This window comes from Bradyrhizobium sp. Ec3.3, assembly GCF_000472925.1.
Taxonomy (GTDB): Bacteria; Pseudomonadota; Alphaproteobacteria; order Rhizobiales; family Xanthobacteraceae; genus Bradyrhizobium.
Genome location: NZ_AXAS01000050.1, coordinates 36,459 through 54,090 on the forward strand (window position 1 = coordinate 36,459; position 17,632 = coordinate 54,090).

Sequence of the window (17,632 nt, forward strand, 5' to 3'; positions counted from 1 at the left end):
TGGCATCGGAAGTGCGCCTGTGATGGTGCGGGCAGCCGGGGTCGAACCGGCACAGCGCTTGCGCACCGAGGGATTTTAAGTCCCTTGCGTCTACCAATTCCGCCATGCCCGCTTGATCCAACGGGATCAAACACTTAAAGCCCTTGCTGGCCGCCTGGCTTGGGACCCGGACGGGGCGAGGGGTGCCCTTCCTTAAGCGAGCCGGCCGCACAAGGCAAAGCCTCAATCCGCTCAAGCCTCAATCCGGGATATGAGGCCAAGCCTCAATCCGGACATCTCTGGCTGCTTTAGGCAATGTCAATCTACGGGGACTACCAATCCGGCATGTCTGTTTCGATTCTGAACCGCCGCCGTCGCGCGTTTGCGCTGGTCGCGCTGCTGTCGCTGGGCGCTGTGCTCTCCGGCTGTGCCGGCGTGAGCGACGCCATCAGCCCGGCCTTCGTCGATCCCGGCAAATACGAGCTCTGGGACTGCAAGCAGCTCGGCCCCGAGCGCAAGAGCCTCGCCAAGCGCGTCGAGGACCTGGAGAAGCTGATGGCGAAGGCGGAGACGGGCACCGGCGGCGCGGTGGTCTCGGAGTTGGCCTACCGCAACGACTATATCTCCCTGCGCGGGCAGCAGAAGCTTGTGGAAGAGAACTGGCGCCGCAACAAGTGCCGCGACAGCGACATGGAGCCGACGCCCCCGCCAGCGCCGCCCGTGCCTCCGACCGCCGCCAAGCCTGGGGCAAAGCCGGCGCCTGGCGCGAAGTCCGGCAGCGCCGTTCACTGAAGTCAGCGTCGCGTTTCACGCGCGCCAGCGATAGATCCAGTCCTGCCGCGCCAGCATGCGCTCCGGCCCGAGCGTGCGGATCGCAAGATCGCGCGCCAGCGCGAGAGGGCCTGCGAGGTGGTAGATGCGGCCCTGCTGCCGCGCGGTCCGCTGCACGCGCTTCACGCGGTTCTCGCGCGCCCGGCCATAACGCGCCAGCGCGGCGGCGATACTGGCTGCGCTCTCGGTGGCGTTGCCGCTCAGGTGCTCGGCGAGCACGGCCGCGTCCTCGATCGCCATTCCTGCTCCCTGCGCGGCGAAGGGCAGCATCGCATGCACGGCGTCGCCGACCAGCGCAATCGCGCCTTTGCTCCACGCGACGCCCTCGGGCAGCGTGAACAGCGCCCATTTGCGCCAGCTGTCGACCGCGGTGAGCATCATCCGCGCCGGGCCTGGCCAGCGTGGCGCCGCGAAGGCGTCCATCACCTCGCGGTGATCGCCGGGCGTGCTCCAGCCCGGCCTGTTCCAGGTGCCGGGCACGATCGCCACGACGTTGATCTGGCGTCCGCCTGCGATCGGATAGGCGACGAGATGGGCGTTCGGCCCCATCCAGAGCTGCACGCGGCGCGAGGTATACTCCTTCGGCAGCTGCGTCGCCTCGAACGTGCCGCGCCAGGCGATCAGGCCGGAGAAGCGCGGTGCGACGTCCGGAAACAGATGCTGGCGTACTGTAGACCAGACGCCGTCGGCGCCGATCAGCGCGCTTGCCACTTCGCTCCGGCGCAACGTGCCGCTGCGATAGACGACGGAGAGTCCCTTGGCGTGCGCGGCGACGTCCTCGAAAGTCCCACCCAGCCGCAAATCGATATCAGGATGGTCAGCGACCGCGGCGGCGAGTGCTGCCTGCAGATCGGCCCGGTGCACCACCCAATAGGGAGCGCCGGCGCGCTCGGCGGCCGCCGCACCCAGCGGCAGGCGCATCAGCTCGCCGCCGGCGCGCGTGCTCATGATGCTGACCGCCTCCGGCGTCACCGCGCGCGAGCCGAGCCGGTCCTGCAGCCCGAGGTCGACCAGGATGCGGCTCGCATTGGGCGACAATTGCAGGCCGGCGCCGACTTCCTCCAGCCGCTCGGTCTTCTCCAGCACGACGACGCGAAAGCCCTTGGCGGCAAGCGCGAGCGCGGCCGTCAATCCTCCGATTCCGGCACCGGCAATGATGATCGTTCGGGAGACAGCCACCCCTTAGCGGATGCCGCCGGTCAGGCCACCTTGTCCTTCAGCACGCATTCGGGCGGGCGCGCCTCGCCGGCCTTCAGGTCGGTCGCGAGTCGGTACAGCGTGGAGCAATAGGGGCAGATGATCTCGTTGTCGTTGCCGAGATCAAGGAAGACGTGCGGATGGTCGAACGGAGGGTTGGCGCCGACGCACATGAACTCCTGCGAGCCAATTTCGATGACGGGGACACCGGCATCGTTGTGGAAGTGCGGGACGACATGGTCGGACATCGGAACTCATCCTGGAGTGGCAATGGCGGCAGACACAATCAAAACTGACGCGGCATCTTTGAACGCCGCGGACCATACTGGTGGGTGCAGATGATTGCTAGCCCAGTGGAACCAAAAGGTTGCAACTGCCCCATGCTCATTTGCTCATGCAAATTCGACACAATCTTGTCGCTTCAGAGAAGCCCTTCTTTCGTCGGGGCCGTTGTGTCGCAAATCTGGCATACTATGTCTGTGGACGAACGAAAATCCGGGCGGCAGGCGAATTCCCAAACGAATTTCCAGGCAGGCATCCAGGCTTGAGCATGAAGTGGCTGCGAATCAGCACCGCGTTGACCACCCTCGTGGCATGCAGCGTTGTACTCGTGCAGGTCGTGCCACGTGCGCGCGAGGCGGGTGCTGTTCTGGCGGCGAAAGACGATCCGGCCGTGCTGTCGGAGCTGAAGCTTGATTCCCTTCTGGGCAAGAATACACCGGGCGAGAACGCCGCGCTTGTTCAGGACAATATCGAAGCGGCGCTCGCAGCCCGCGACGCCGATCTTGCGAACAGCTTCGTCGAGCTCGCGCGCGATCGCAGCATCGCGCTGCCTGACGACCTCTTGAGCCGGGTCAACGACGCCGTGCGGGAGGAAAACTCCACCTCGCATTTCGCCAAACGTTTTGCCACCGGTCTCGTCACCGGCAATGCCGACGACGTCGCGAGCCTTTCCGGGACGGTGGCCGGCGATCTCTTCGTGATCGGTGATGTCAGGGACATCGTGCGCGAGGGCAAGCATCTGGCCATGGGCGAGGAGACCGACCGCCTCGTACTCGGGCTCGCCGCGGCAGGACTTGCGGTGACGGCGGCGACCTATGTCTCGGTCGGCGGTGCGGCGCCGGTGCGCGCCGGCCTGTCGCTGGTGAAGGACGCCCGCAAGGTCGGGCGGCTCGGCGAGGGGCTCGCGGCATGGGCCGGCCGCTCCGCGCGCGAGGTGGTGGACACGCCGATGCTCCAGAACGCGGTCGCCACCGGTTCGGTGCTGCGGCCGGGCGAAACCGCGAGCGCGATCAAGGCCGCTTTCCGGGCCGAAAAGGCTGGCGCACTGGTCAGGCTCGGCAAGGACGTTGCCCGCGTTACCGAAAAGGCGGGCACCCGCGGCGCGCTCGATACGCTGCGCGTCGCCGAGGGGCCGAAGGACGTTGCGCGTGCGGCGCGGCTCGCCGAGGCCCAAGGCGGCAAGACCCGCGCGATCATGAAGCTGCTCGGCCGCGGTGCGCTGCTACTTGCGACCGGTGCGTTCGATCTTGCACTGTGGCTGTTCGGCGCGCTGGTGACACTGTTCGGCGTCCTGTCCTCGATCAAGGCCACCACCGAGCGGCTGACGCAGGCCTGGTGTGACCGCAGGCGGGCGCGGCGGCTGCGCCGGGCGCAACTTGCGCTGGCGGGCGGCGAAGCCGCGGCCTAATATCACCCTCTCCCCAACAGACGCGGACTTATGTTGATGCCGAGCTTTCACAACGGCGCAGTCGAAATTGCCTATCTCGACGAAGGCGAGGGTGACCCGATCATCCTGGTGCACGGCTTTGCCTCGAGCAAGAACGTGAACTGGGTCTATCCGACCTGGGTCTCGGAATTGCGCAAGAACGGCCGCCGCGTGCTTGCGCTGGACAATCGTGGCCATGGCGAGAGCGCAAAACTCTACGATCCCGCGCAATATTCCATTCCGGTCATGGCCGGCGACGTACTTGCGCTGATGGACCATCTCGGCATCCCGCAGGCCGACATGATGGGCTATTCGATGGGCGGGCGGATGACAGCCTGGCTCGGGCTCAACGAGCCGCAGCGCCTGCGCTCGGCGATCCTCGGCGGCATCGGCATCGGCGGCCTGATCGAGGGCACCGGGCCCGGCGAGAACGTGGCCGAGGCGCTGGAAGCACCCTCGCTCGACGACGTCACCGATCCCGTCGGACGCACCTTTCGCGCGTTCGCCGATCAAACCCGCTCAGATCGCCAGGCGCTCGCCGCGTGCCTGCGCGGCACCCGCGATCTGATGAAGAGGGAGGAAGCCGCACGCATCGACGTGCCGGTCCTGATCGCCGTCGGCACCACCGACGATGTCGCGGGCTCAGCCTCAGAGTTGGGAAAGATCATTCCCGGTTCGGAAGTGCTTGATATCCCGAACCGCGATCACATGCGCGCGGTCGGTGACAAGGTCTACAAGACCGGCGTGATCGACTTCCTGTCACGCCGCGGCTGAGGCGTCGTCTGCCGGCTCGTCGCTGCCGAAGGCGCGCGCCAGCGCCGTCAGCACGACGAAGGTCGCAAGCCACACCATCCGTGCGCCGTAGCGGTCGTGGGGGCCGGAGATGACGGCGCAGATCAAGGCGTTGCCGAGCAGTGCCAGCGTCACGGTCGTTGCGAGCAGCGTCAGATCATCGAGCCGTCGGCTTGCCAGCGCATGGCCGAGCAGGGCGAGGAGTGCCAGCATCGAGGCGAGCGCGACCGGCACGTGCAGCCAGTTGACGTAATCGAAATCAAGATTCCAGTTCTGCTGCCGCGCCGCGCGCATCGGGACGATCTGCGAGGGGATGTAGCGCTCGATGATGCCGTAGGTGTGGGGGATCCAGCCATTGGTGCCTTCGCCGGTCGCGACATGCAGCAATTGCTGGCCCATCGCACGGAGCGCTGCGCCCGCCTGCCAGGCCGGATAGTCGGCGAGCGAATGCACGACGATGTAGCTCATCTCGTCGTTCATCCCCTCGAAGCGGCCCAGCGTGTTGAACATGCTTTTGCCCCACAGAAACTCGTCCGCGGTCGCCGGCAATTCGTTGCGGTAGGGGCAGAGCTTGAAACTCTCGCGCGGGCAGTGATCGCCCAGAAACCTCGCCACGATGCCGTCCTGCATCATGCGGCCGAAAGCGACGCCATAGCCGCCCGGCGTCCAGGCCCATTGGCCCGACAGCGCGTGGTTCGCCATGATCAGCATGGCCCCGCCGGCGACGATCGTCAGGCTGCCTTGCGCAAGCCCTGCAAGGGGAAGGCGCTTGCCGAGCAGCGGCCGCACCAACCAGCCGGCGGCGCAAAGCCCGAACAGGACGCCGAGCGTCGCGCTGTGGGTCGCTGCGGCAAAGGCGGTGAAGGCGAACAGCGAGATTTTTTCGATGCCGGAGATCCGGTTGCCCGCGACCACCAGGATGAACAGCGACAGCACCGAAAGCCCGGCGAAGATGTCGGTGAGCAGCATGCTGGCAAGCCACGGCAGCGCGGTCGACAGGATCAGGACCAGGCTGATCGCGACGAAGCGGGAGGTCTGCATCAGGCCGAGCACGCGGAGCGTCAGTTGCAGCAGCCACAGCGTTGCCAGCGACTGGACGGCGAGGTTGAGCCAGAAGCTCGAGCTCTCGCCCAAATGCAGATAAAGCCCGAACACCGTCGAGCGGCTCGGGACCAGATAGCCCTCATACCAGCGCGCCAGATAGCCGCCAGTGTCCCACTGAAGCAGGGGGTATCCGTTCCAGAACGCCGGCGCGATCAGGAGGAGGGGCAGGGCGACGGCGACGAGCCGCAGCCACAAGGACCCTGCGGCGCGGGCGCGCAGAATGTCGGTCGTAATGCTCAAATCGTCTCCGTCGTCTCTCGACCATGCCCGCAATAACCGTTGAGACGGAATTCACCAATAGTTTGACGCTGCCCGGCTTGAATTTGGCAGAACTCTGACCACTTTGAGCCGACCTCGTCGTGTGGGACGTCAGAAGAAATCCTTTTGATTCAAGGCTTTGAGGGGGTGTCGTGGGTAACTCCGTGTTCGCTCTCAGGCAAGCCTGCAAGGACAGGGCACGCTAGACTGTGCTATAGGTCAAACGAAACGAGCGAATTTCGAGAGCACGCCATGGCAATGCATCAGGTCAATCCGGCAGGAAAGCTCGCAGCGCTCGATCCGATCTGGGATCGGATCCGGGGCGAGGCCGAAGACATCGTCCAGCGCGAGCCCGAGCTTGCGACCTTCATCTATTCGACTGTGCTGCATCACAGTCGGTTGGAAGATTCGGTCGTGCACCGGTTGGCCGATCGGCTCGATCATGCCTCGCTGTCGGGCGATCTCGTGCGCCAGACCTATAACGAGGCGCTACGCGACGAGCCCGATCTCGGCAACGCCTTCCGCGCCGATCTCGTCGCGGTCTACGACCGCGATCCCGCGACCTCCCGCTTCATCGACCCCTTGCTCTACTTCAAGGGCTTTCACGCGATCCAGACCCATCGTCTCGCGCACTGGCTCTATCTGAAGGGCCGCAAGGACTTTGCGTATTATCTCCAGAGCCGCGCCTCCGCCGTCTTCCAGACCGACATCAATCCCGCCGCGCGCATCGGCCGCGGCATCTTCCTCGACCACGCCACCGGCTTCGTCTGCGGCGAGACCGCGCTCATCGAGGACGACGTCTCGATCCTGCATGGCGTCACGCTCGGCGGCACCGGCAAGGAGAACGAGGACCGCCATCCGAAAATCCGTCACGGCGTCATGATCGGTGCCGGCGCAAAGATCCTCGGCAATATCGAGGTGGGCCATTGCGCGCGCATCGCGGCCGGCTCGGTCGTGGTCAAGCCCGTGCCGCACAACGTCACCGTTGCCGGCGTTCCCGCCAAGATCGTCGGCGAGGCCGGTTGCGCCGAGCCGTCGCGCACCATGGACCAGATGATCAACGCCATGGGACTTTGATCCTGGTTCGATTTGAATCGGGGCCTTGCCTTCCGGCCCCGATCGTCCCCAGAATTCTTTGGGAATTCATGCTGGCGGTTCGTCGCGTCTCGTCCTAAAACCCCGCCACGTTAGATTTCGATTGGAGACTTGCCGTGGACGTCAAAGAAGTGAGGAAGCTCGACGCGTATCTGAAGCGCGTGTTCGGCAATCCCAAGATTCGTGTCGTGCCGCGGCCGAAGAAGGACGATTCCGCCGAAGTCTATATCGGCGAGGAGTTCATCGGCGTGCTGTTCGTCGATGACGAGGACGATGATCGCTCGTTCCAGTTCCAGATGGCGATCCTCGAGGACGATCTCGTCGATCAGGAGTAGGCGCCGCCCCGCTCTGGGGCCTGCGGCCCGTTCGGGGTCACGCATCCATCGCGGCAAGCATGTCCGGGATCGTGACGAATTTCTCCCGGGGCTTGCCGAGCAGGGCTCCCCTGCGTTTCTCGGCCGCGTCGACCGTGGTCCAATCCGGATAGCTCACGATGCGCGCGACGCGGCTGGAGAGCCGCGCAAGCAGCGCATCGGGACTATCCGAGCGCGGCCGTCGATGGGCTAGATCCGCAAGAACGGCCTCAGCCGTCGCAATCCCGCAGCCGCGATTGGTGCCGATCGTGCCACTCGGTCCGCGCTTGCTCCATCCGCAGGCATAGAGACCCTCGAGCAGGGAATCACCGATCGCGACGCGTCCGTCGATATTCGCATGGACTCCGCGATGCGCGTCATAGGGAACACCGGCGACAGGCGCCGTCCTGCGGCCGACGCTGCTGAACGAGAGGCCGCACGCGATGTTCTCCACAGTGCCCGACCGGTCCCTGAACGAGATCGTCTCCAGGCGACCGCGTCCGTTGATTGCGACGGGCGACAGGCCAAATCGAAAAACACAGCGCCGCGGCTTCGTGGTTGCCGCCTGCGAGAACGTGCGCAGCAGTGACAGCTTTTCGGCCAGCTCTGGATCATCGGGACGTCGCGGCTCGAATTCATCTGCTGCAACGTCGCGCCCCTCGACCGACGGGTCGCATGCACTCAATTCGAGAAAGTCGCGCAATTCCTTCGCAGTGAATTTGGCCTGCGCCGGCCCGCCGCGGCCGACGACGTAGACGGTGCGAATCCGGCTTTCCGCCAAAGCCTCGAGCGCATGGCGCGTGATGTCGGTCTGGCGCAGCTCGTCAGCGGTCTTGGCAAGAATGCGCGCAACGTCGAGCGCGACGTTGCCATGGCCGATCACGATCGCCGCCTCATGGTCAAAATCGAGCTGGCGATCGCGGAAATCGGGATGCCCGTTGTACCACGCGACGAAATCGCCGGCACTGTGGCTGCCCGGCAGTGCCTCGCCGGGGATGTCGAGCGCCCGGCTCAGTTCGGCGCCCGTCGCGAGCACGACAGCGTCATAGGCCTCGCGCAGCTCGTCGACCGTGACGTCGTCTCCGACCGCAACGCCGCCGATGAAGCGAAAGCCTGGCATGGCGGCGATGCGGTCGAAGGCCGTCGTGACCTGCTTGAGCTTGGGATGGTCGGGCGCAACGCCGAACCGCACCAGCCCATACGGCACCGGAAGCCGTTCGAACATATCGACGGCGACCGCTGTGCCCGAGCGCAACAACGCCTCAGTTGTATAGAAGCCGCTCGGTCCGCTGCCGACGATGGCGACGCGGCGTGCGCTTTCAGCCGGGGCCGTCATCGGCCCAGCGCCTGCCTGCGTTCATCGGCGCCTGGCAAAGGGGGCAGGCGCGCGCTGAGGACAGGGGTTTCGGCGGCGCGTTTGCGGTTGACGTCGATCCAGAACTTCTTGTCCGCAGGCAAGCGATAGTCGGGCTCGATCGCGCCGACCGGGCAGGCCGGCGCGCAGCCGCCGCAGTCGATGCAATTCTCCGGGTCGATATAGGTCATGGCGTCGTCGACATGGAAACACTCCACGGGGCAGACGGTGACGCATTCCGTGTACCGGCATCCGCGGCAATTGTCGGTGACCACATACGTCATCGTCAGGCTCCGCTGACCTGAACGAGGATGTCGGAGAAGGTCGGGGCCCGGCCGAGATCGGCGAACGCGGGCGGCGTCAGCGCGTGCACCGTCGCGCCCTTGCGATTGGAGCGCTGCCAGTAGCCGGACGGAGCCACCACGACGCCCGGCATGATGTCGGATGAAACGGTCGCAAAAGCCTCGAACGCGCCGCGATCGTTGAACACGCGAATCGGCGCACCCGCGACGATCCCGCGTTGTGCCGCATCGTCCGGATTGAGAAGCACCGCTTGTTCCTCGCCGGCCTGGGCCGTCTGGGCCGGCAGGTTGCCGTAGTTCGAATTCAGGAAGGCGTGGCTCTTCGGCGAGATCAGGCTGAGCGGGTAGCGCGTTGCGAGCGCGGGTGCCGTGCGCGCGTTCTCGTTCGGCGGGATGTAGTGGGGCAGGGGATCAACCAGCGCGCCGTCCTGGTCGCCATTGTAGCCTTGGCGGAACAGCGGCACCACGAAGTTGCCGCCGCCGGCGATCGTCGACTTGAATTCGCACTTGCCCGACGCGGTCGGAAAATTGCCATCGCGATGCGGCGCCCAGTCCGCAGGTGCCGGCATGTTGAGGCGCGCATAGCCTTTGGCCTTGACGTCATCGAGCGTGATGCCCTCGAGGACCGGACTGCTCCAGTCCAGCGAGCCTTCGATGATCTCGTCGTCGGTCCGGAAGAAGGCCGGGTCGGTGATGCCCATCGCGCGCGCGAGCCGGCGGAACAGCTCGGTGTTGGGAACGGCTTCGCCGAGCGGCTTGATCGCCTGATTGTTGTAGGACAAATAGAGATGTCCCCAGGAGAACATGATGTCCTTCTGCTCGAGCTGGGTGGTCGCGGGCAGAACGATGTCGGCATATTTTGCGGTGTCGGTCAGGAAGTGTTCGCTAACGATGGTGAAGAGATCCTCGCGTTCCAACCCCTTTTCGAGCTTGCCCTGTTCGGTCACCATCGCCATCGGATTGGCGTTGTAGACGAGCAGCGACTTGATCGGCGGGTCGAAGCCGAGTTCGCCGGTCAACGCCGCTCCGAGGCGCCAGGAATTGAGCACGCGCATCTTCTCGGGCTGCAGATCGGGGCGCATCAGCACGTCCCATCTGACCGGGAATGCCCAGATCGGAAGCTGGAGCAGGCCGCCACCGACATGCTTCCACGCGCCGATCAATCCCGGAAGGCAGGCGATCGCGCGCACGGTCTGGCCGCCGCCGGCATGCCGCTCGACTGCGACGCCGATGCGCACGACGGCCGGCGGCGTGGTCGCAAATTCCCTGGCCAGCTTGACGATGTCGTCAACGGGAATGCCGGTTTCCTGCGACGCGAATTCGGGGGTGTAGCTCGACACCCGCTCCGCCAGCTCATCATATCCGACGGTGTGCTTGTCGACGTAATCGCGATCGACGAGATTCTCCTTGATGATGACGTGGATCATCGCGAGTGCGAGCGCAGCGTCGGTGCCGGGCCGGATCGGGATATGCCAGTCGGCGAGGCGCGCCGTGCGGGTCCGCACGGGATCGATCACCACGAGCTTGGCGCCGGCCTTCTTCGCCTGCTCGATGAACGGCCAGTGATGCGAGTTCGTGCTCAGTGTGTTGCAGGCCCACAGGATGATGTATTTCGAGTGCACGAAGCTCTCGGGATCGACGCCCGGCGTGTGCCCGATCGTCATCATGTACGCCGTGCATGACGCGGAATCGCAGAACGTGCGTTCCAGAACCGTCGCCCCTAACTTGTTGAAGAGCGGATCGCCGACGTTCAGCCCGTTGATGATGCCCTGCGTGCCCAGATAGCTGTAGGGCAGGATCGCCTGCGCGCCGTGCTCGGCAATGATCGACTTCCAGCGCGATGCGATGGTCTCGATCGCCTCGTCCCAGGAGATCCGTTGAAACTGCCTGGAGCCTTTCGGGCCGACCCGTTTCAGGGGATGGAGGACGCGCTTGTCGCTGTAGACACGTTCCTCATAGTTGTTGACCTTCACGCAAAGCCGTCCGCGCGTGAACGGATGATCGGGATTGCCGCGGACGGCGATGGCCTTACCATCCTCGACCGTGGTCAGGATGGAGCAGGTGTCCGGGCAATCGTGGGGGCACGCGCCTATTACCGTGGTCCGGGCCATGGGTCTCTCCGTTTCCCGATTCAAGACGGTGAAGGATGCGGCGGCCGGGCGCGGCCTGGCTTTTCAAAACGTGCGGTGTTGTTGTCCCGGACTGCTCTGGGTTGATGGACGGCCTGCCGGATCTCTGGCATGGTAATTGCTGGACCCAGCAATACCTTTTTACCCACATCGCGTTATCTGGCGGAGATTCCCGATGGGTGTGCTTGGCAATTCTGTCGATAAATATGTTACCGGCAGAATGCTTCAGACGTCCAACGACCGGCGATGGGGGCATCTCCTCGCCGAGCGATGGAGTCATGAGCCGGGCGATCTGCCGCCGCAACTGCCGCGCGACACCGAGATCGCAATCCTGCTGCGTGGCAACTCGGTCGTCGATCGCGAAGGCGCGGGCATGCGGCAGCGGACCTTCGGCAGAAAGGGCACCGTGTGGCTCTGTCCGGCCGGCATTCGCGAAGATTTCATCCGCGTCGAGAACCAGATGCAGGAATGCCTGCATCTCTTTCTTCCCGGCCAGCCGTTCGACGACACCATGCTCCGGGATCTCGACATTGACCCCTCGGGAATCTCGATCCGCTACGAGAGCATCGATCAGGACATGTTCATCGAGCACGTCGCGGATCGGATTTTGAAGGAGCTCGAACAGGAGACCTCCACCGGCCGGCTCCTGATCGAAAGCCTCGGGCGTGCGTTGTCCGCCCATCTTGTGCATGCCTACTCGGCCACGGCGGTCAGGCTGCGGCGATTGAATGCCGGTCAAAGGTCGCTCGACGCCAAGCGGCTGTCGCGCGTGACGGAGTTCATCGACGCATCCGTCGAGCGCGATTTCACGGTCAAGGATCTGGCGTCGGTGGCCTGCATGAGCCCCGCGCATTTCTCCCGCAGCTTCAAGGCGGCGACCGGTGCGGCGCCGCATGAATATGTCAGCCGTCAGCGTCTCGATCTAGCCAAGCGGCTGCTGGCCACCAGCGATCGCCCGCTGGTCGATATCGCCTATGCCACGGGATTTTCGTCGCAGGCCAATTTCAACCGCGCTTTCCGCAAGGCCGTCGGCACGACGCCGAGCCTCTATCGCGCGCAGAAGGTTCGCGACTGACGCGGCGGACTGCCCTCGGCCCCGCGCGACTCATAGGATGGGAGGAGCGCAAGGTTGGCGCTTGGTAGTCTTGAGAGGGCGACCGGTCAGTCGCCAAGCGGCTGCTGTCCGGATTAGCGCGCTGACCATGGCCATGCCAATAATGGTTGCGGTTTCTTGGCTTGCGACCGCTCCGCGGTTTGCGCCGGCTTTTGCGTCTGGGCGACACTGGCCGCCTGCCGCGGACGCGGCAGTGGTATTGCGGGCATTACCTTTGGCTCTTCGGGGCTCACCTTTGGTGGCGTGTCGGGCGTCGCCTTTGGCTCGGAAGTGTTGGCGACGACCTGGGCGAGTTGTTCCTGGCTCGCGTTGAACCGTTCGGCGAGCATCTGGCTTTCGTGCACCATCTCGGTCTGGTCCGCCTTGATCTGGTCGATGATACTCTTGTTGCGCGCGCTTTCATCCCGGCTCGCCTTGAGCTGGGTCGCGAGATTTTCATTGTCGCTGACCAATTGGTCTTGCCTCGCTTTGAGCTGTTCGACCATTTGGCTCAAGGCAGCGACGTCGCGTGCGATCGGTTGGAGCTGCTGCGCCAACTCGGAATGCAGGTCCACGACAGTTGGCGCGACGTCTTTCGGCGCGGCGATGTCTGGCGTGGCGTGTGTCAGACGTGCGGTGTCTGCGGGGGGCATTATCGCGGTATCAACGGAGGATGACGACCACGAGGCAGCGATACCAATGGAAGCCGCCAACAGAGAACCGGCGAGAGCCGCATAGCGCCAATCTGCCAATCGATGAATCGCTGCCAGGGGGGCGCGAGACGTCTTCGTGTTAGCCAGCGGGATGCTGGTCGGCGGGTCCGTGGCACTGACCCCCGCTTCGCGCGCCAAATTCGAAAGCTGTTCCTCCAGGCTCGCGATCTGTCCTTCCGCGAGATTGTCGTCCAGCGTGGAATTCATTGGCTGCTCCGTATCAAATGCATTGGCATCCGCCTGAGAGCGGTCCACGCATCTGCGCTGCGGCGAAGCTATGTTCAACGGAACGCAGATGGTTCTTGAGTCTGCGACGCTTTCCAGGGCTCGGTTTAACGCAGCCGAGAAGGCGGAACTATGTTCACGGCCGGAGAACTACGGAAGGAACCCTGACCCGTCGAGAGAAAAAAATTCGTCGCCCGTTTCATGGCTCTCTGCTCTGATGCACGGGAGACGACTCCAACGCGGCTTGTAGGACGCGTATCGCTGCGCTCCATCATCCTACGGGCTAGCGTGCCAGGCGCCTCTCATACGCAAGAAGGCGATCGGTCAGTCCTTTCGGATTCGACAAGGCGACGAGATGGCCACCGGGAATTTCCTCTAGTTCCTTTCCAAGCCTTTCACGCGCGACACGCCGTTGAAACTCGACCGGGAAGAAACGATCGTCCTTTGCCGCAAGAACATGAATGGGGATGTCGGGCCAGCGCTCGAAGCGACAGGGCTCGCCGAAAACGGCATCGGCTTCCTCGCGTGGGTGTTCCGGGCCGGTGCGCAGCACGTCCTGCGGCACGTCGTGCAGAAAATAGGTTGCGACATCGAATTCCGTCGCATAGCCGCGGCGCGTCGCAGCTTTTTCCCGCGCTTCGACCGCTCCCGTGGCGCCCCACCATGCGCCGGCGGTCTCCCCGGGTTCGGGGATCATCGCGTTGACGAGCACGGCCATCCGCACAGGCGCACGCTTGCAAACGAGGGGAGCCGTGAAGCCCGCGAGCGACTGGGCGACAAGCATCACGTCGCTTCGTTTCGCGATCGCGCGGATGACGATGTCAGCATACGTCGCGAGACCGGAGTTTCTGTCGTCGCCAGGCAGATCGACCGCGATGGCTTCGTGCCCCGCCGCGCGAATGAGCGGGGCCACGCGGTGCCAATACCAAGCCATGCCGCCTGCCCCGGGGACAAGGACGAATGTTCCCATGTGAGTTCTCCTCCGTTGCTGCCGGAATAGTTGCTCAACGAGCTTGCCCCGCTTGATCGGGATTGATCTCACTATGATGTGAGGCCGGGCTGGTTGGGGTCACGAGCTGCACAGAGGATGTCGATTCACCCCCGACAAGGGAGTGGCAGCGACCTTGTCTCTTTCTCCGTCCCTGAACAGGTTGATGTTCGAAATCAAAGGAGGTCGCTATTGAGACGATCCGCTATGCTCTTCCGGCGGCGAGGGCTGGATTTCGACCTCGACCAATAGAGCGCGGAGGCGTCATGAGGTATTTGACCGCGAGCGTCGTCGCGATTGGGCTGGTGAATTGTCCTGCCATCGCGATCGCGCAGAGGGACTGCAGCACGATACCTCGCGGACCGGCGCGCACCGATTGCTACCTCGCCCTAAGCCAGTTCTATCAGGGACAATCGGAGCTCGCCGCTGCCAGAGCACAGGCGCAATCAGACGCCGCGTGGTATCGGGCAATTACGGGGACGGACCCTCCGAAATACAAGCCGCATCGTCGCAAATAGAGGTTACGCACGCCGCGCCGACCTTGCGACGCTCTGGCCTGCCACCATTCGCTTTTCACCTGGCGCTCGACAAGATCATCTGGCAGTTCGAAGCGCATAAGGCGTAGGCGGTCGATCGCCGGCATTCATAATGCTGGCTTCTCGCTCACCCGTTATTTCATGGCCTGTTTGCTCGGGTCGTCGGCCGGATTGACGTAGTTGATAGCGAACGGCCCGGGTCCGGCGATCTGAACCACGGTCTCTTCCGTGGTCCAGGCATAGTGGTTCATGCCTGCTGGCATTTCGCCAAAAGCTCCGGCTTTCAGGGACTGCCCCTTGTCCATATCGAGCTTGTCGCCGAGACCGACACGGAAGTCACCGGAGATCACTGTCACGAATTCGTCGGTGGGATGGTTATGGGCCGGAACTTTGTAGTTGGCCGGCATCTTCAACCGCATTGTGAACAGCCCCTCCTTGCTGGGGTCACCAGCTACGACGGCGAGCTGCGCGCCGGGCGGGATGGTCGGTGGAGCGGGACCCCACTTAATGTCTTCCACATTGACTGGAGGCTTCATTTGCATCTCGGCGGCCTGCGGTGCCGCCTTCGGCAGGATGATCTGTGCTGCTGCTATGACAGCAAGGCCAGAAGCAACGGCAAGTGATACGGTTGGTCGCTTCATTTCCTTTCCTCCTTGGCTTACTTCTCACTTCACTCACCACAAGCTAGAGGGTTGGGCATCCCCCCTCGTAGCGCTCAGATACGGTGGCTTGTTTCTGTTCGACGCCAATGATCCGGAAATCGGCATACTTGCCTTTCGGACTTGCAACCATCTTACTATGCCCGTCCTTCACGGTCACGCTGTAACCGTAGGGCCGCTGCAAGCTGGCGATAAGCTCACGGTGGCGAATGATACACCTGCGAAGAGAAGCAGTTCTGGTCGCTGACGACGTGTACGACCCAGCGCGGCCTGTCACTTTTCGACCGCTTTAGAGCTCTCGCTCCATCGCCGGATGCTGCCGGTTCTTCACCTTGACCCGATGCTTCTGCCGCTGGCCTCGGTAAGGTCGATCGCGGTGCTTGGAGAAAAGGCCCTCGCGCCCATGCTGCGCGCCGCGCGGAAACGCTCGGGACCGACCGAGCCACCTAGGACGAACCGTTGCGCGCTGCCTCGCCCCTTAGCGGGGGCGTTTTGAGCGGCGGGCAGCTCCAAGGTGTTTCTGCTCTGTGGGGATGGCCATTTGCAACAAATATTGCAGAAAGGCTGGGATATTTTCCCCTTCGGCCGAACGCCGCTGCAGCTCAGCGGCGATGTCTGTCGTTACAACGCGCGACCAGCCCTCGGTGGTGTTAAAACAGACGATGCGCAGGGGAGGGGTATAGCGGCCCTCCAATAAGTCGCAGATCAGTCTTTCATGGTTATCCTCACCGTACCACCAGGTGCGCCCTACCCAAGTTCCGGAGGCGTCCAGCACGATGTAGGTGTCGTCGTTTAAATCTTTCGGCACGATGGGTGGCGAGCGAGACATAACAAACACTCCCGCCCCGGAAGTGGAAGGCTGTGACGATGAACACCGCCCAAGCGGGCTTATGCCACGGGCGGCTTGCAAATCCGGATTACCTCAATCGGGTATGCGGTAAGATTTTGAACGTCAGCCCACCGCTTTCGCCAATGTCGCTTACCGAACTGACAATTCGAAACGCATCAGCCATACTGACAGGATCCGGGATTTTGCAGCACCCTTCCCGGGGCTGGACAGCGCCGCCTGCATTTATTTCGAGCGGGCGGCGTTGTGTTTCACTCAGGGAAAAGGCAGTCGCGCAACGGGCGCGGGGCTTCGGTCCCGCCTTTCCCTGATCAGGACAATGTCATGGTTGTCGTTCATCGGGCAGACACCTAATCGCTGCGCGCCCATGTCGCATGCTTCCGCGCCGTCCAATCTAGCTGTTCCCGCCACGCCTCAAAGTCGGCTTCGGTCCGCTTGAACAAGAGCATCGCCCACGCCGCCGAGAAAGCTGCGCGTGCGCTCTCGACGCTCACGGCGGTGCCGGAGGTGCATTCGTTGGGACGTGATCCGGGATAGAAGCCGCAGCGCCATTGCCACTTGGTCGGGTTATCCGAGGGAGGCCGATGCCGCCGGACTACTGAGCGTCGTGGGTGTGGATAGGTCTGCTGTTAACAGTACACCGGACGCTGATCCATGCTCGCATGCACCGCTGCTTTTGACCGGGAGCGGACCTCGGCTGCTCACTGCAACTAAATCTGCCGAAAGCGCATAGTTTCCCATACTAACTTTGGTTCATGGTCAGAGAGATGGCGCGAACCGTCGTGTGTTTTGGGGCGCTCAGTTGTGTACGCGCGTGAGTGCGGTGCGCTGAAAAGTATGAACGTAAAGGAGGATCCTATGAGTGATCTCGTCGTAATCGCATTTCCGACTGAGACGAAGGCAGAAGAAGTCCGTCAGAAACTGTTGGCCATGCAAAAGGAATATTTGCTCGAATTGGGCGATGCCGTGGTCGCGGTGAAGGACGACAAGGGCAATATCAAGCTGAATCAGATGATCAACACGACTGCAGCTGGCGCTGTCGGTGGTGCATTCTGGGGTACACTGATCGGCTTGATATTTTTGATGCCGCTTGCAGGTGCCGCCTTGGGCGCCGCCGGCGGTGCCGTCGGCGGCGCTTTAACGGATGTTGGTATCAACGACAAGTTCATGAAGGACACGGCGGCTGCGATCAAGCCGGGGACAGCGGCGCTGTTCGTCCTCGTGCGGAAGCTAACCGCAGACAAGGTGCTGGAAGGTCTCAAGGGGGAAGGCGGCACAGTGCTGAAAACCTCGCTCGATCACACGAAGGAAGCAGCGCTTCAGGCGGCTTTAGCCGGCGTCAAGGCGGCCATGCCCGCTGCGGCCGCCTGACTGGCCTTCGCGAACTCGACGGCGAGGCTGGAAGCGAGCGTCGCCGTCCGGCGGTAACGGACATTGAGAGGCCATGCCATGTCATTCGGACCAAGCCG

At 63.5% G+C, this 17,632-nt stretch carries 17 protein-coding genes and 1 tRNA gene; 7 read left to right on the forward strand and 11 right to left on the reverse strand.

What is annotated here, in order from left to right:
- Positions 1-23 precede the first annotated feature (23 nt).
- A tRNA-Leu gene (locus YUU_RS0134400) sits at positions 24-112 on the reverse strand.
- 212 nt (positions 113-324) lie between these two features.
- Here YUU_RS0134400 and YUU_RS0134405 point away from each other — a divergent pair.
- Entirely contained in the window at positions 325-771 is a 447-nt protein-coding gene (locus YUU_RS0134405; RefSeq protein WP_027526431.1) for a hypothetical protein, read from the forward strand.
- Between the two features lie 15 nt (positions 772-786).
- Here the strand turns inward: YUU_RS0134405 and YUU_RS0134410 are convergent, their stop codons facing one another.
- Positions 787-1,989, reverse strand: coding sequence for an FAD-dependent monooxygenase (locus YUU_RS0134410; RefSeq protein ID WP_027526432.1), 1,203 nt, complete (start codon positions 1,987-1,989; stop codon positions 787-789).
- Between the two features lie 20 nt (positions 1,990-2,009).
- Complete coding sequence (locus YUU_RS0134415; RefSeq protein WP_027526433.1) at positions 2,010-2,255, reverse strand: zinc-finger domain-containing protein; 246 nt, start codon at positions 2,253-2,255, stop codon at positions 2,010-2,012.
- Between the two features lie 302 nt (positions 2,256-2,557).
- Between YUU_RS0134415 and YUU_RS0134420 the strand changes: the two genes are divergently transcribed.
- Together YUU_RS0134420 and YUU_RS0134425 are read left to right on the forward strand one after the other, a co-directional pair.
- Positions 2,558-3,697 (forward strand): hypothetical protein, encoded by a 1,140-nt coding sequence (locus YUU_RS0134420; RefSeq protein WP_027526434.1) that lies wholly within the window; start codon positions 2,558-2,560, stop codon positions 3,695-3,697.
- Between the two features lie 36 nt (positions 3,698-3,733).
- The gene (locus YUU_RS0134425) at positions 3,734-4,489 is read left to right on the forward strand and encodes an alpha/beta fold hydrolase (protein WP_027526435.1); all 756 of its coding nucleotides are present in this window, start codon (positions 3,734-3,736) and stop codon (positions 4,487-4,489) included.
- Here YUU_RS0134425 and YUU_RS0134430 read toward each other — a convergent pair.
- On the reverse strand, positions 4,475-5,851 hold the full coding sequence (locus YUU_RS0134430; RefSeq protein ID WP_027526436.1) for a hypothetical protein: 1,377 nt from the start codon (positions 5,849-5,851) through the stop codon (positions 4,475-4,477). The two genes, YUU_RS0134425 and YUU_RS0134430, sit on opposite strands and share 15 nt — an antisense overlap.
- A 270-nt stretch (positions 5,852-6,121) precedes the next feature.
- Between YUU_RS0134430 and cysE the strand changes: the two genes are divergently transcribed.
- The gene (cysE, locus tag YUU_RS0134435) at positions 6,122-6,946 is read left to right on the forward strand and encodes a serine O-acetyltransferase (protein WP_027526437.1); all 825 of its coding nucleotides are present in this window, start codon (positions 6,122-6,124) and stop codon (positions 6,944-6,946) included.
- 134 nt (positions 6,947-7,080) lie between these two features.
- Positions 7,081-7,299 (forward strand): DUF3126 family protein, encoded by a 219-nt coding sequence (locus YUU_RS0134440; protein WP_007602550.1) that lies wholly within the window; start codon positions 7,081-7,083, stop codon positions 7,297-7,299.
- 37 nt (positions 7,300-7,336) lie between these two features.
- On the opposite strand, the gene YUU_RS0134445 is transcribed toward YUU_RS0134440, so the two are convergent.
- The 3 genes from YUU_RS0134445 to YUU_RS0134455 are packed head-to-tail and all read right to left on the reverse strand — an operon-like array spanning position 7,337 to position 11,084.
- On the reverse strand, positions 7,337-8,653 hold the full coding sequence (locus tag YUU_RS0134445; RefSeq protein WP_027526438.1) for an FAD-dependent oxidoreductase: 1,317 nt from the start codon (positions 8,651-8,653) through the stop codon (positions 7,337-7,339).
- Positions 8,650-8,955, reverse strand: a complete 306-nt coding sequence (locus YUU_RS0134450; RefSeq protein ID WP_027526439.1) for a ferredoxin family protein — start codon at positions 8,953-8,955, stop codon at positions 8,650-8,652. The genes YUU_RS0134445 and YUU_RS0134450 overlap by 4 nt, the downstream gene beginning before the upstream one ends.
- 2 nt (positions 8,956-8,957) lie before the next feature.
- On the reverse strand, positions 8,958-11,084 hold the full coding sequence (locus tag YUU_RS0134455; protein WP_027526440.1) for a molybdopterin-dependent oxidoreductase: 2,127 nt from the start codon (positions 11,082-11,084) through the stop codon (positions 8,958-8,960).
- Between the two features lie 193 nt (positions 11,085-11,277).
- Between YUU_RS0134455 and YUU_RS0134460 the strand changes: the two genes are divergently transcribed.
- Entirely contained in the window at positions 11,278-12,177 is a 900-nt protein-coding gene (locus tag YUU_RS0134460; RefSeq protein WP_027526441.1) for a helix-turn-helix domain-containing protein, read from the forward strand.
- Between the two features lie 113 nt (positions 12,178-12,290).
- Here YUU_RS0134460 and YUU_RS0134465 read toward each other — a convergent pair whose 3' ends face one another.
- From YUU_RS0134465 to YUU_RS52620, 4 genes are all read right to left on the reverse strand, one after another.
- The gene (locus tag YUU_RS0134465; protein ID WP_027526442.1) at positions 12,291-13,115 is read right to left on the reverse strand and encodes a hypothetical protein; all 825 of its coding nucleotides are present in this window, start codon (positions 13,113-13,115) and stop codon (positions 12,291-12,293) included.
- 301 nt (positions 13,116-13,416) lie between these two features.
- Entirely contained in the window at positions 13,417-14,103 is a 687-nt protein-coding gene (locus YUU_RS0134470; RefSeq protein WP_027526443.1) for an alpha/beta fold hydrolase, read from the reverse strand.
- A gap of 688 nt (positions 14,104-14,791) precedes the next feature.
- A complete protein-coding gene (locus YUU_RS0134480) occupies positions 14,792-15,298 on the reverse strand; it encodes a cupin domain-containing protein (protein WP_027526445.1) in 507 nt (168 codons plus the stop codon).
- A gap of 496 nt (positions 15,299-15,794) precedes the next feature.
- Complete coding sequence (locus YUU_RS52620; protein ID WP_051390030.1) at positions 15,795-16,145, reverse strand: hypothetical protein; 351 nt, start codon at positions 16,143-16,145, stop codon at positions 15,795-15,797.
- Between the two features lie 876 nt (positions 16,146-17,021).
- Between YUU_RS52620 and YUU_RS0134495 the strand changes: the two genes are divergently transcribed.
- Positions 17,022-17,534, forward strand: coding sequence for a DUF1269 domain-containing protein (locus tag YUU_RS0134495; protein ID WP_027526446.1), 513 nt, complete (start codon positions 17,022-17,024; stop codon positions 17,532-17,534).
- The last annotated feature ends 98 nt before the right edge of the window (positions 17,535-17,632 follow it).